Annotated in this window: 11 protein-coding genes; 10 read left to right on the top strand and 1 reads right to left on the bottom strand. The window is 69.5% G+C overall.

All coding sequences use genetic code 11. The features are described 5' to 3' along the window. Nucleotides 1–99: 99 nt before the first annotated feature. Both PSS76_RS07695 and PSS76_RS07700 read left to right on the top strand, forming a co-directional pair. Complete coding sequence (locus PSS76_RS07695) at nucleotides 100–1,287, top strand: 4-hydroxybenzoate 3-monooxygenase (protein ID WP_221278101.1); 1,188 nt, start codon at nucleotides 100–102, stop codon at nucleotides 1,285–1,287. A 153-nt stretch (nucleotides 1,288–1,440) separates the two neighbouring features. After that, nucleotides 1,441–2,358 (top strand): NAD-dependent epimerase/dehydratase family protein, encoded by a 918-nt coding sequence (locus tag PSS76_RS07700; protein WP_013416756.1) that lies wholly within the window; start codon nucleotides 1,441–1,443, stop codon nucleotides 2,356–2,358. 41 nt (nucleotides 2,359–2,399) lie between these two features. Here PSS76_RS07700 and PSS76_RS07705 read toward each other — a convergent pair whose 3' ends face one another. Beyond that, nucleotides 2,400–3,095, bottom strand: a complete 696-nt coding sequence (locus PSS76_RS07705) for an SDR family NAD(P)-dependent oxidoreductase (RefSeq protein ID WP_064057753.1) — start codon at nucleotides 3,093–3,095, stop codon at nucleotides 2,400–2,402. 128 nt (nucleotides 3,096–3,223) lie between these two features. Between PSS76_RS07705 and PSS76_RS07710 the strand changes: the two genes are divergently transcribed. From PSS76_RS07710 to PSS76_RS07745, 8 genes are all read left to right on the top strand, one after another. Further along, nucleotides 3,224–4,126 (top strand): LysR family transcriptional regulator, encoded by a 903-nt coding sequence (locus PSS76_RS07710; protein ID WP_064057752.1) that lies wholly within the window; start codon nucleotides 3,224–3,226, stop codon nucleotides 4,124–4,126. Between the two features lie 169 nt (nucleotides 4,127–4,295). Next, nucleotides 4,296–5,672, top strand: a complete 1,377-nt coding sequence (locus tag PSS76_RS07715; protein ID WP_081182570.1) for an MFS transporter — start codon at nucleotides 4,296–4,298, stop codon at nucleotides 5,670–5,672. Further along, nucleotides 5,669–6,559, top strand: coding sequence for a shikimate dehydrogenase (locus tag PSS76_RS07720; protein ID WP_022597168.1), 891 nt, complete (start codon nucleotides 5,669–5,671; stop codon nucleotides 6,557–6,559). The genes PSS76_RS07715 and PSS76_RS07720 overlap by 4 nt, the downstream gene beginning before the upstream one ends. Before the next feature lie 177 nt (nucleotides 6,560–6,736). After that, the gene (locus tag PSS76_RS07725; RefSeq protein WP_337456089.1) at nucleotides 6,737–8,713 is read left to right on the top strand and encodes an oxidoreductase; all 1,977 of its coding nucleotides are present in this window, start codon (nucleotides 6,737–6,739) and stop codon (nucleotides 8,711–8,713) included. Next, nucleotides 8,710–9,513 (top strand): aldo/keto reductase, encoded by an 804-nt coding sequence (locus PSS76_RS07730; RefSeq protein ID WP_337456090.1) that lies wholly within the window; start codon nucleotides 8,710–8,712, stop codon nucleotides 9,511–9,513. The genes PSS76_RS07725 and PSS76_RS07730 overlap by 4 nt, the downstream gene beginning before the upstream one ends. Continuing rightward, complete coding sequence (locus tag PSS76_RS07735) at nucleotides 9,513–10,607, top strand: Gfo/Idh/MocA family protein (RefSeq protein ID WP_337456091.1); 1,095 nt, start codon at nucleotides 9,513–9,515, stop codon at nucleotides 10,605–10,607. Before PSS76_RS07730 ends, PSS76_RS07735 begins: the two co-directional genes overlap by 1 nt. 5 nt (nucleotides 10,608–10,612) lie before the next feature. Next, a complete protein-coding gene (locus PSS76_RS07740) occupies nucleotides 10,613–12,328 on the top strand; it encodes an FAD-dependent oxidoreductase (RefSeq protein ID WP_337456147.1) in 1,716 nt (571 codons plus the stop codon). Then, nucleotides 12,325–13,146 (top strand): sugar phosphate isomerase/epimerase family protein, encoded by an 822-nt coding sequence (locus PSS76_RS07745; RefSeq protein ID WP_337456092.1) that lies wholly within the window; start codon nucleotides 12,325–12,327, stop codon nucleotides 13,144–13,146. The genes PSS76_RS07740 and PSS76_RS07745 overlap by 4 nt, the downstream gene beginning before the upstream one ends. The last annotated feature ends 8 nt before the right edge of the window (nucleotides 13,147–13,154 follow it).

Genomic DNA, 13,154 nt, shown 5'->3' on the forward strand with positions numbered 1-13,154 from the left:
GGGACGAAATACTCTTTCACTCAGTGAAAGTGGGCCTGCCGCGCACGGGTCGTTCGCCGGGACAGTGTTGGCGATCACGATCTACCGAGGGAGTTACCCATGTCCATCTCGAGCACCCAGGTCGGCATCGTCGGCGCCGGCCCGGCCGGACTGATGCTGTCCCATCTCCTGCACCTGCGCGGCATCGAATCCGTCGTTCTCGAGGCTCGGACGCGGGAAGAGGTGGAGGGCACCATCCGCGCGGGCGTGCTCGAGCAGAACACCGTCGACCTGATGGTCGAGACCGGCCTCGGTGACCGGGTGAAGGCCGAGGGGCTCGAGCACCACGGCATCGAACTGCGCTTCGGCGGACGCGGACACCGCATCGCGTTCGACGAACTCACCGGCGGCCGCGCCGTCACGGTCTATCCGCAGCACGAGGTCCTCGTGGACCTCATCGCCAAGCGGCTCGCCGACGGCGGCGACATTCGTTTCGGCGTCTCCGACGTCGAGGTGCACGACCACACCTCCGACAAGCCCTACATCACGTACACCGACGCGGACGGGAGCGAGCAGACGCTCACCTGTGCGCTGGTCGTCGGCTGCGACGGCTCGCGCACCAAGACCCGCAAGTTGATCCCCGAGCCGTCGATTCGGCAGGACCACTTCCGCCAGTACCCGTTCGCGTGGTTCGGCATCCTCGCCGAGGCGCCGCCGTCCTCCGAGGAACTGATCTACGCGAACCATCCGCGGGGCTTCGCGCTCATCAGCACCCGCACCCCGCAGGTCCAGCGCCACTACCTCCAGGTCGATCCGGACGACTCGGTGGACAACTGGTCGGACGACCGCATCTGGTCGGAACTGCACGCACGCGTGGACGGTGAGGGCGCGGAGATCAAGGACGGCCGGATCTTCGAGAAGTCGATCCTGCAGTTCCGCAGCTTCGTGTGTGAGCCGATGCAGCACGGCAACCTGTTCCTCGCCGGCGACGCCGCTCATACGGTGCCGCCCACCGGAGCGAAGGGCCTCAATCTCGCCGTCGCCGACGTCTACGTCCTGTCCAAGGGCATGGCCGAGTTCTTCGAGACCGGCGACCGCGGCCGACTCGACTCCTACACCGAGACGGTGCTGCCGCGCATCTGGCGCACGCAGCACTTCTCGTGGTGGATGTCCTCGATGATGCACCGACTGCCGGACGCGTCCGGCTTCGACCACAAGCGTCAGGTCGCGGAGCTCGACATGGTCACCCGGTCGGTGGCCGGCCGCACGCTGCTCGCCGAGAACTACGTCGGCACCCCGCTGGGCTGACCGGCGAGGACGGGTCTCGGCCGGCCCCGCGTCGGGGTCGGGGCCGGCCGAACCCGGGCGGTTTCTCGCTCGGTGAGAATTCGCGATGCAGGCGATCGTGTCGTCCGTAGGTTCGTGAGGGTAGTACCGCTCCACCTACAGAAGAGGCATTCCATGAAGATCCTGATCGTCGGCGGCACCGGCATGATCGGCGCCCACACCGCGCTGCACCTGCGTGATCAGGGAAACGACGTCACCGTCGCCGCCCGCAATCCGCTGGCCGACGACTCCCCGGTGCGTGATTTCCCGGTGCTGCTCGGTGACTACACGGAGCAGACGTTCACGGTCGACGATCTGGCGCCGTTCGAGGCCGTCGTGTTCGCTGCGGGCCAGGACATCCGGCACATGGGCCGCGACGTGGACGAGGCCGAGTTCTGGGAGAAGACCCAGACCGGTGGCGTGCCGCGCTTCGCTGCGCTCGCGAAGGAGGCCGGGGTCTCGCGTTTCGTCCAGGTCGGCAGCTACTACCACCACCTGCGGCCGGAGTACGCGGAGACGATGCCGTACGTGGCCGCGCGCAAGGCGGCGGACGAGGGTGCGCGCGCCCTGGCCGACGAGAACTTCAACGTCTCGACGCTGAACCCGCCGTCGATCCTGGGCGCCATCAGCGGCGTGTCCGCCAAGCGCTATCGCAAGCTGTTCTCGTGGGCTGCGGGCAACGAGCCGCAGATCCCCGACTTCGCACCGGCCGGCGGCACGAACTACATGTCGGCGCAGTCGCTCGCCGAGGCGATCTGGGGTGCGCTGCAGAACGCCGAGTCCGGCCGGGCTTACCTGATCGGTGACCAGAACCTCACCTTCGCCGAGTACTTCCAGCTGCTGGTCGACGCCGCAGGAGGTGACCGTTCGATCGAAGAGCGCAACGAGGAGCATCCGTTGCTTCCCGACAGCTTCATCGTCCAGGGCCGGGGCAACGTCATTGCGTACGACACCGATCCGGCCGAGACCGCGCTGCTCGGGTACACGCAGGGTGACTGTGCCCGCGCGATCGCGGAGATGTACGAGATCGTCAAGGCCGCCACGGCGCGCTGATCGCTTCGGGGCGGCCGTGACCCCTCCGGCCGCCCCACCGGTCAGTAGCTCGCGCGGCCGCCGCTGGCGTCGTACACCGCGCCCGTCGAGAAGCTGACCGCATCCGAGCACAACCAGCCGACCAGTTCGGCAATCTCGTCCGGACGGCCCATCCGCCCCATCGGGGTCAGGCTCTGCGATCGTGCCAGGATCGCCGGATCCGTTCGGGCGTTCATCGGGCTCTCGACGGCCGCGGGTGCCACCACGTTCGCGAGTACTCCGGTGCGGGCGATCTCCTTCCCGAGCGACTTGGTCAGTGCGATCACCGCGGCTTTCGACGCCGAGTACGCGCTCTGTGTGGGGTTGCCGTCCTTGGCCGCGATGCTCGCGAGGTTCACCACCCGGCCCCATCGCGCATCGACCATGGCGGGCACGAACGCCCGGCACATGAGGAAGACCCCGTCGACGTTGATGCGGAACGTCCGGCGCCACGCGTCGAGGTCCAGGTCGACGAGTGGGGCCGAGGGGCCGACCACGCCGGCGCTGTTGACGAGGATGTCGACGCGTCCGAGTTCGCGGCGCAGCGAGTCGACCGCCGCTTCGTCGGTCACATCCAGGCGCACGTCCGCCCCGACCGCCACATCGGCCGTGACGACGCGAACACCGCTGTCCGACAGCAACTTCGCGCACGCCGCCCCTATACCGCTGGCGCCTCCGGTGACGAGGGCCGTCGCGCCGTCGGGATACGTTGCCGTCATTTCTGCTCCTGTCGTTGTTTGCGCACTCGTCATGGTTTAAGTTGCCAACGCACATAATCAAACATTTGAATATGTCGGTAGCTGAATATATGACGTGCGGCACAGGCGTCAAGTCGTGGAGGAGCGGGATGGAGATTCGATGGGTGCACGCGTTCGTCGCGGTCGCCGAGGAGTTGCACTTCGGGCGGGCCGCGGCGCGACTGCAGATGGCTCAGTCGCCGCTGAGTCAGACGATCCGGAAGCTGGAGAAGGATCTGGGCGTCACTCTCTTCGAACGGAGCACGCGCAGCGTGGCGCTGACCTCTGCCGGGCATGCGTTCATCCCGCACGCGTATCGACTGCTCGAGAATGTCGACACCGCTCGCCACGCGGCGCGATCCTCGTCGGGTGGGGTCTACGGAAGGATCAGGATCGGCTTCACCGGCGTGCTCAATCACAAGTCACTGCCGCCGCTCACCCGGGCGCTGCGGCAGCGTTATCCGAACGTGGAACTCTCTCTGGTCGGCCGGATCATGACCCGGGAGGCGGTCGTCCAACTCGAAAGCGGCGCGCTCGACCTGGCTTTCGTGGGGCTCCCGGTCGAGTCGACGTCGGTGGACACCCGGTTGATCCGCCGCGAGGCGTTCGGGGTCGTGTTGCCTGCCGACCATCGGTTCGCGGGTGCGGCCGAGATCGATCTCCGGGAACTGATCGAGGACGGCTTCGTCACCACCCCGTTGTCGGCGGGGTCGAGCCTGCAGGAGGTGGCGATGCGCGCCTGCCTCGACGCGGGGTTCCGGCCGCGGATCGTTCAGGAGATCACGGACCCGTACATGATCCTGATGTTGGTGGCCGCCGGGGTCGGGGTCGCGTTGATGCCCTCCGGCGTCGCCGAGATCCTCCCGCCGGGAACGGTTTTCGTTCACCTGTCGGGCGAGGAGAAGTACATGAACCATGCCATCGCGTGGTCGCCGCGCAACGCTTCGGAAGCGCTGCGGGTGGCGCTCGGGGTGTCGGAGGAGATTCTGCCGACGCCACGGATCGAGACCTGATCGGTCAGGGTCTCAGACGTATTCGGTGTTGGACGCCGCATAGTCGGGCGTGACAGGCTCGTGCCCTGCCGGTGGCTGTGACACCCGTCACGAGCATTCCGCTCTCGTGGCGCGACGTGGCATTTCCCAGCTTCGTCAGCCGTCGGCTTCCCTGCGCGAAAGGACCCCCATGGCACACACGTCTGCCCGCACCGTGGACGGACCACCGAACCGGAATGCCCGTCGGGCAGCTGTTTCGGGATTCCTCGGCAGCACGCTCGAGTACTACGACTTCTTCATCTACGGCTCCGCTGCGGCGCTCGTCTTCGGGAAGATCTTCTTTCCCGGCGACGGCGCCACGGCAACGCTGCTGTCGATCGGAACCTTGGGAGTCGCCTACGTCGCTCGTCCGCTCGGAGCGGTGCTGTGGGGGCATCTGGGCGACAAGTTCGGACGCAAGAACGCCCTCCTGGCCTGTCTGCTGATGATGGGTGTGTCGACGTTCGTCATCGGTTGCCTTCCGACCTACGAGACCATCGGCGTCGCGGCGCCGGTCATCCTGGTGCTCCTGCGTCTGCTGCAGGGGCTGTCGGCGGGCGGTGAGTCGCCCGGTTCGTCGTCGCTCACGCTCGAACATGCGCCGGGGGACCGGCGCTCGTTCTTCACCTCGTTCACGATGAGCGGCATCATGTTCGGCATCGTCGTCTCGAGTCTGGTGTTCATCCCGATCGCCTCCCTCCCCGACGACGCGCTGTACTCGTGGGGCTGGCGAATTCCGTTCTGGGCCAGCATCGTCGTCACGGTCGTCGCGTTGTGGCTGCGCCGCAGCCTCGACGAACCCGAGGTCTTCGAGGAGATGAAGGAGAGCGACGAGGTCGCCGCAGTCCCGGTCGTGGAGGTCTTCCGCTCGCACTGGCGGACGGTGCTGCGGGTCGCGTTGAGTTCCTCGTTCGCGATGATCAACACGATCGTCAACGTGTTCGCCCTGGCGTACGCGGTCAATGTCGCCGGGATCGAGCGTCAGTCGATGCTCTGGGCGATCGCCACGGCAAACTTCGTCGCGGTGCTCAGCCAGCCCCTCTTCGGAATGCTGGCCGATCGGTACGGCCGCAGGCCGCTGTTCGTCCTCGGCGCCGTCGGCGCGGGCGCGATGGTGTTCGCGTTCTTCCATGCGATAGGTACCGGAAGCGTCCCCATGGTGTTCGCCTCCGGAATCATCCTGATCGGTCTCTTCTACTCGATGCCCAACGGCATCTACCCGGCGTACTTCCCGGAGCAGTTCCCGGCGAAGGTGCGCTACACCGGCATGGCGGTCAGCCTCATGCTCGGCCTGCTGGTCGCCGGCTTCACTCCGGCGATCGCGCAGTTGCTCTCGTCTGGTGACGAGAGCAACTGGGTCCCGGTGGCGTGGATGTGCATGGGCTTCGCGGTCCTGTCGGCGGTCGCCGCGATGTTCGGTCCGGAGACTCACCGCACCCCGACCGAACTGCTCGGTGAACCGGCCGGCCGCGAGGCGCAGAAACGGGCCACCGCGCAGGCGCGCGAACTCGCCGGGAGCAACGCATGACCGCCGCTGACCGCACCCATCGGATCGGCCTGGTCGGCGCGGGTATCGCGACGTCGCTGTCGCCGCAACTCCACGAGCACGAGGCCGCCGCGCTCGGCCTGTCCCAGTACCGGTACGAGCTGATCGACCTCGCCGAGCGCGAGGTGACGGTCGGTGAGACCGGGGACCTCGTCCGGGAGTTCGCCGCGGCCGGCTGGACCGGGTTCAACGTCACCCATCCGTGCAAGCAGGCGGTGCTCGGCGGGCTCGACGAGCTGTCCGAGAACGCGCGCCTGCTCGGAGCCGTCAACACGGTGGTCGTCGATGGCGGCCGGTTGGTCGGACACAACACCGACCACAGCGGCTTCCTCACCGCACTGCAGCGAGGGCTGCCCGACGCGGACCTCGCCGCCGTTCTCCTGCTGGGCGCGGGCGGTGCGGGATCGGCGGTCGCGTACGCGCTGGCCGCGGCCGGGGTGCAGGATCTGCGGATCGCCGACGTCGACGCGGGTCGGGCCGCGGACGTGTGTGCGCGGGTGTCCGGTGCGTTCCCCGACACCGCCTGTGGGGCGGTCGATCTCGGCCACGTGGCCGACGTTCTTGCGTCCCGGACCGGCCTGGTGAACGCCACCCCGATCGGAATGGACGGACATTCCGGAACTCCGGTGGACCCTGCGGCACTGCACGCGGGTCTGTGGGTGGCGGACATCGTCTACCGCCCTCTGCGAACCCAACTTCTCGACGCGGCAGCCGCTCTCGGCTGTGCCACGCTCGACGGCGGCCAGATGCTCGTCGCCCAGGCGGCGGACACGTTCGAGCTGTTGACCGGTGCGGCGACCGACCGGTCCCGCATGCGCGCGCACCTCGGCGAGGTACTGGCGAGCGGGGCCGGCGCTCCCGGGCGCTGACGACGACGAACGCGTGCGCGGCCCATCCGCGCACGCGTTTTTCGCGCATTGACATTGACGGGAATCAGCACAATGAACCGTTGATTCTGTCGATAACGCGTGAAAAAGTGGTGGTCGCGGGCCGGGTGGCCCTGTGGACCCCCGCTCTCATTCTCATTGCATTACAGGAGTTTTCCCATGTCCCATTCGCTGTCCGACCACGCGACGGCGTCCCAGTCGTTCGCGCAGCCGCTCGATATCGGCGGGCTGCGTCTGCGCAACCGGTTCGTCTCCGCTCCGATGGAACGCAACTACTGCGACTTCGACGGCACGATGTCCGATCGGTACATCGCCTATCTCGAACGTCGGGCGGCCGGCGGCGCGGCCCTGGTGTTCACCGAGGCCGCGTACGTCCGCGCCGACGGCAAGGGCCGGATCCGGCAGATGGGCGTCGACGAGGACGAGCGCATCCCCGGCATCGCCCGGCTGGCCGAGGCGGTGCACGCGCACGGTGCGCTGCTCGGTGTCGAGCTCAATCACGGTGGTCGCACGGCGCAGGGCGCGGTGAGCGGGTTCGTTCCGGTCGCGCCCAGCCCGATCCCGTGCCACGTGGTCGGCGGGGAGATGCCCGAGCAGCTGGGGAGCGACGACATCGAGCACATCATCGAGTGCTACGGCGAGGCGGCGGCGCGCTGCCAGCAGGCCGGGGTGGACGTCATCTCGCTGCACGGTGGGCACGGCTACCTCATCCACCAGTTCCTGTCCCCGGCGTACAACAAGCGCGACGACGAGTGGGCGGATCCGACGCTCTTCGTCAACCGGGTGATCGCGTCGGTCCGCGAGCATGCCCCGGAGATCGTTTTCGGCCTGCGTTTCTCGGCGTTCGAGGGTGTCGAGGGTGGTCTGGATCCGGAGACGACCCGGGCTCGCATCGACGCGATCGACACCGACCGGCTCGACTTCCTCGACGTCTCGGCCGGCAACTACGAGGCCGGACAGTGGATCATCCAGCCGGGTGAGTGGGAGCGCGGCCTGCTCGCGCCGTACTCCGCGCAGTACACGCGGGACTTCGACATGCCGGTCGGGGTCGCCGGCCGCATCACCTCCCCGGACGTCGCGGCGCGGATCATCGAGTCCGGCCAGGCCGACTTCGTGAGCATGGCCCGGACGCTGCACGCCGATCCGGACTTCCCGAACCGGGCCCTCGACGGGGGCCGCTACCGCCCGTGCATCGCCTGCAACTACTGCATCGACAGCCTGGCGGCCGGCCCGATCCCGTGCACGGTCAACCCGTGGGTGGGGCGGGAGGCGGAGCAGCCGACCGAGCCGGCCCGGAACGCGGTGCGCGTGGCCGTCGTCGGCGCCGGTCCGTCGGGCATGGCGGCCGCGCGTGAGCTGGCGCTGGTCGGGCACGAGGTCCACCTCTTCGACGAGCGGAACTACCTCGGCGGCGATTTCGCGCTCGCCTCGGCCCTGCACGAGTACCCCGAGTACGGCCGGCTCGTCGACTGGTACCGCGACGAGATTGCCGAGTTGAAGGTCGCGTGCCACCTCGGGTCCCGGGTGGCCGCCGCCGATCTCGCCGATCGGGACTTCGACGCGATCGTGCTGGCTACCGGTGGCCGCGGTCCGGTCGTCGATCTCGACGGCGCCGAGACGCGCCGCATCCGCGACGTGCGGGAGTTCCTGCAGTCGGGTGATCCGGCGCCCGAGGCGATCACGTTCTTCGGGGCCGATCGCGAGGCCGCCGCGGTGGCCGACGATCTGCTGCAGCGCGGCACCACGGTGGTGATGGTCGGACCGCAGGAGACGATCGCCCACGACGTCGGACGGCGCGGCAAGATCGTGCTGCTGCCGCGGCTGGCGGCGAGCGAGAACCTGACCACCTACCTGTCGTCGATCGTCCGGCGGGTCACAGCGGACACCGCGGTGATTTCCACCGGGGGTGTCGAGCGTGAGGTCGCGGCGCCGGGCGAACTGCTGATCTCGATGGGCGTCGAGCCGCGCACCGAACTGCTGGCCGAGTTGCGGGCGCTGGCGCCGCGGCTGGGCGTCCACACCGTCGGCGACGCGAGCGGAGACGGCGGCTCGGTCAACGCCGCGGTCGTCACGGCCGCCGACGTCGCGTCGGCGATCACCGCTGCCGCGGCCGCCGCTCAGGAGGTGTCCGCATGATCCGCGACGATCTTCCCCCGATGGGGCTCGGGACCTGGCCGCTCGTCGGCGCCGAGGCCACCGAGGCGGTGCTTGCCGGGATCGACGCCGGCTACCGGCAGATCGACACGGCCTCGATCTACGGCAACGAGGACGCCGTCGGCGCCGCCCTGGCGCAGTCCGGAGTTCCGCGCGGCGACCTGTTCGTCACCACGAAACTCCGCGGCAACGACCAGGTCTCGGGTGACATTCGCGGCGCACTCGAAGCCAGCCTCGACCGGCTCGGACTGGAACGGCTGGACCTGTACCTGATCCACTGGCCGCTGCCCCGGATCGACCGCTACGTCGCGACGTTCGAGGCCATGCTGTCCTGCCGCGACGCAGGCCTGGTGCGGTACGTCGGAGTCTCCAACTTCCTCGGGCACCACTTGCGCCGCGTCGTCGCGGAGACGGGGGAGGTCCCGGCGGTGAACCAGATCCAGATGGACCCGTCGCTCACCCGGACACCAATGCGGGAGGTGAACGACGAACTGGGCGTGCTCACCCAGTCGTGGAGCCCGCTCGGACGCGGCGACGTGCTCGGCGACCCGGTCGTGCTCGAGATCGCGGGACGGATCGGATGCTCTGCGGCGCAGGTGATTCTGGCGTGGCACCGCGCCAAGGGCGTGGTGCCGGTGGTCCGGTCGGCCGACCCGGCGCGGCAGGCGGAGAACCTCGCGGCCCTGAGCGTGACGCTGACCGCACCGGACGTCGCGGCCCTCGACAGCCTCGATCGCGGTGAGGGTGCGGCCCGCGACGTCGAACGAGAGGAGCACTTCTGATGCCCACCACAACGTTGCGCGTCGGCATCGTCGGCTGCGGCAGGATCGCCGGCAACCACGCGCGTGCCCTGCAACAGGTTCCCGGTGTCGAGGTGGTCGGCTGCTCCGACCTCGACCTGGACCGGGCTCGGGGTTTCGCCGCGGAGTACGGGATCGCGAACGCCGTCCGCACCGTGGACGACCTCATCGCGCTCGGCCTCGACGCGTGCACCGTGTGCACCCCGCACCCCGTGCACGAGGAGGTGGTGCTCGCCGCCGCCGCGGCCGGGATCCACATGCTCTGCGAGAAGCCCATCGCCGTGGACGTCGCTGCCGCCGATCGCATGATCGAGGCCGCGGACCGGGCCGGCATCACGTTCGGTGTGCTGTTCCAGCGGCGCTTCTGGCCGGCGGCGCGCCGGATCAAGGCCGCGATCGAGGACGGCCGGCTCGGGGTCCCGACACTCGGCCAGGCGTCGGTGCTGCTGCACCGTCCGTCGAGCTACTACGCGCAGGACGCGTGGCGGGGCCGCTGGGACACCGACGGCGGCGGCGTGCTCATGACCCAGGCCGTCCACCAGATCGACATGCTGCAGTGGTTCATGGGGGCGGCGACGCAGGTGAGCGGCTTCATCCGGACCCACACGCACGGCGCGCACATCGAGACCGAGGACAGTGCCTCGGCGGTGGTGTCGTTCGCGTCCGGGGGCACGGCGACCATCACTGCGACGACCGGCGCCAACCACAATCTGGGCAACCGGGTGACGGTGATGGGTGCCACCGGTGCCCTCGCGAGCCTGATGGAGTTCCCCGAGGGCCGCGACGGCGTCAACGAGATCTGGACGGTGCCGGGCGAACTGGACTTGCGCCCGCCGTTCCACACCGCGGTCCACGCCAACATCGACGTCGGCGAGGTCAACGCCGGGCTGGTCGACTTCCACACCGAGCAGGTGCAGGACTTCGCGGACGCCCTGCTCACCGGGCGCGCACCTGCCGTCACCGGCCGCGATGCGCGGGCCTCGCTCGCGATCGTCGCCGCGATCTACGAATCCTCCCGCACCGGGACGGTCGTGAACCTTTCTCCAACCCCGCTCGCCGACAAGGATTCCCGATGACCGACATGAACGACGACACCACCTACGACGTCGTGGTGGTCGGATCCGGAGCCGGTGGTCTGTCGACTGCGGTCGCGGCCGCCGAGGGCGGGGCCTCGGTCCTGGTGGTGGAGAAATCCGACGTGTGCGGCGGCGCCACGGCGTGGTCGGGCGGCTGGATGTGGGCCCCGCGCAATATGTTCGCGCACGCGGACGGCATCCGCGAGGACCGATCGCTGCCGCGTACCTACCTGGAGAACCGGCTCGGTGAGAACTTCGACGGTGCCAAGGTGGACGCGCTGCTCGACGGGGCGCCGGAGATGGTGGAGTTCTTCGAGACCCGGACGGCACTGCAGTTCACGCCCGGCGCGAAGATCGCCGACATCCACGGCGACACCCCCGGCGCCGGCACCGGGCACCGCTCGGTGGGGCCGAAGCCGGTGAGCCTGCGCAAGCTGGGCCCGGACGTCGCCCGGCTGCTGCGCCGGCAGCTGTACGAGACGTCGTTCCTCGGCATGGGCATCATGGCCGGACCGGACCTGCAGGCGTTCCTGCACTCGACCCGCTCGTTCAAGGCGTTCGTGCACTGCGGTGTGCGGGTGACCAAACACCTGATCGACCTGGCGATCCACCAGCGCGGCCAGCAGTTGGTGAACGGCACGGCGCTGGTGGGCCGGCTGCTGCGCTCGGCGCTGGACCGGGGCGTGGAGATCCGGGTCTCGACGTCGGCGACAGCGCTCACCACCGACGATTCGGGCGCGGTAACCGGCGTTCGTCTCGCTGGCCCCGAGGGCGCGTACACCGTGACGGCCCGACGCGGCGTCGTGCTCGCCACCGGCGGCTTCGCCCACGACATCGACCGGCGCCGGGAACTGTTCCCGCGCACCCCGACCGGGCGCGAGCACTGGACGCTGACGCCGTCCACCACGACCGGTGACGGCATCACCCTCGGCGAGTCGGTCGGCGGCCGCCTCGACCGCAGCGTCGCGTCCCCCGTCGCGTACTGCCCCGTCTCGGTGGTGAAGTACCGCAACGGGAAGGAGGGCGTGTTCCCGCACATCCTCGATCGCGGCAAGCCCGGTGTGATCGGTGTGCTCTCCAACGGCAAGCGGTTCGTCAACGAGGGTCTCGGCTACCACGACTACACCCTCGCGATGGTGCAGCAGGTGCCCGAGGGCGAGGAGGTGTGCTCGTGGCTCATCGCCGACCAGGAGTACATCAAGTACCTGCCGCTGGGCTTCGCCAAGCCCCTGCCGATTCCGATCTGGCCGTACCTGCGCTCGGGCTACCTCACCCGCGGCGCGACGCTGCGCGAACTCGCCGAGAAGATCGGCGTGGATCCGGTCGGGCTCGAGCAGACCGTCGAGGCCTTCAACGTGGGTGCGCGCGCCGGTGTCGACGCCGAGTTCGGCCGGGGCACCACGCCGTTCACCATCGGCTCCGGTGACTACGCCAACCCGTGGCCGAACGCGGCGCTGGCCCCGCTGCAGAAGGGGCCGTTCTACGCCGTCAAGGTCCTGCCCGGCAGCTTCGGCACCTTCGCCGGACTCGTCACCGATGCCGAGTCGCGGGTCCTGAACTCCGCCGACGAGCCGGTGCCCGGACTGTTCGCGGTCGGGGTGGACCAGTCGAGCGTGATGGGCGGGCACTACCCGTCCGGCGGTATCAACCTGGGCCCGGCCATGACCTTCGGCGTCCTGACCGGACGCCGCCTCGCCTCGACGACGGGAGAGAACCGATGACCACCGCACCGCTCGGACTGGCGGCACTGACCGTGCTCGACACCGCGCCGCTCGACCACGTGGGGCTCGCCGAGCGCCACGGGTTCGACACGATCGGGCTGCGCCTCCTGCCGACCGCCCCCGGCACGACGGCCTACCCGCTGCACGAGGACGAGCACGCGCTCGTCGAACTCGAGCGTCGCCTCGCGGACTCGCCGGTCGAGGTGTTCGACCTCGAGATCATCCGGCTCGCTGCGGATTTCGACCCGTCTGCGTACGTGCCGCTGCTCGAGACGGGCGCCCGGCTCGGGGCCAAGGCCGTGCTCGTCGGCGGCGACGACACCGACCGCGCCCGGCTGACCGACTCGTACGCCCGGCTCGCCGAGCTGTGCGCGCGGTACGGCATCGTCGCGAGTCTCGAGTTCATGCCGTGGACGGCGGTCCCGGACGCGAAGGCCGCGGTGGAGATCGTCGCGCAGGCGGACGGCCCGGCCCGCAGCGTCCTGGTGGACGCCCTGCACGTCGCGCGGTCCTCGACGACGCTCGCGGACCTCGCGGCGATCCCGCGCGAATGGCTGCACTACGCCCAGATGTGTGACGGCTCCGTGCCCGCGCCGGCCGACGACGCGGAGCTGATCCGGCACGCCCGGGAGGAGCGGCTGGTGCCGGGGACCGGCGGGATCGACCTCCCCGGTATCTGGTCGACGCTTCCCGCCGGTTTGCCGGTGAGCATCGAACTGCCGAACGAGCCGCTGCGCCGCGCGGTCGGTACGGGTGCCTGGCTCGATCGACTCGTCGCCGCGACGCGCGAGGTCGTCTCGCCGGAGCCGGCGGCCTGACCGAGGCT

It is taken from the genome of Prescottella sp. D32, assembly GCF_037287305.1.
Lineage (GTDB): Bacteria > Actinomycetota > Actinomycetes > Mycobacteriales > Mycobacteriaceae > Prescottella > Prescottella equi.

Coding starts and splice junctions, on each gene's coding strand:
- PSS76_RS07695 (WP_221278101.1), top strand. CDS start 100: ATGTCCATCTCGAGCACCCAGGTCGGCATCGTCGGCGCCGGCCCGGCC.
- PSS76_RS07700 (WP_013416756.1), top strand. CDS start 1,441: ATGAAGATCCTGATCGTCGGCGGCACCGGCATGATCGGCGCCCACACC.
- PSS76_RS07705 (WP_064057753.1), bottom strand. CDS start 3,095: ATGACGGCAACGTATCCCGACGGCGCGACGGCCCTCGTCACCGGAGGC.
- PSS76_RS07710 (WP_064057752.1), top strand. CDS start 3,224: ATGGAGATTCGATGGGTGCACGCGTTCGTCGCGGTCGCCGAGGAGTTG.
- PSS76_RS07715 (WP_081182570.1), top strand. CDS start 4,296: ATGGCACACACGTCTGCCCGCACCGTGGACGGACCACCGAACCGGAAT.
- PSS76_RS07720 (WP_022597168.1), top strand. CDS start 5,669: ATGACCGCCGCTGACCGCACCCATCGGATCGGCCTGGTCGGCGCGGGT.
- PSS76_RS07725 (WP_337456089.1), top strand. CDS start 6,737: ATGTCCCATTCGCTGTCCGACCACGCGACGGCGTCCCAGTCGTTCGCG.
- PSS76_RS07730 (WP_337456090.1), top strand. CDS start 8,710: ATGATCCGCGACGATCTTCCCCCGATGGGGCTCGGGACCTGGCCGCTC.
- PSS76_RS07735 (WP_337456091.1), top strand. CDS start 9,513: ATGCCCACCACAACGTTGCGCGTCGGCATCGTCGGCTGCGGCAGGATC.
- PSS76_RS07740 (WP_337456147.1), top strand. CDS start 10,613: ATGAACGACGACACCACCTACGACGTCGTGGTGGTCGGATCCGGAGCC.
- PSS76_RS07745 (WP_337456092.1), top strand. CDS start 12,325: ATGACCACCGCACCGCTCGGACTGGCGGCACTGACCGTGCTCGACACC.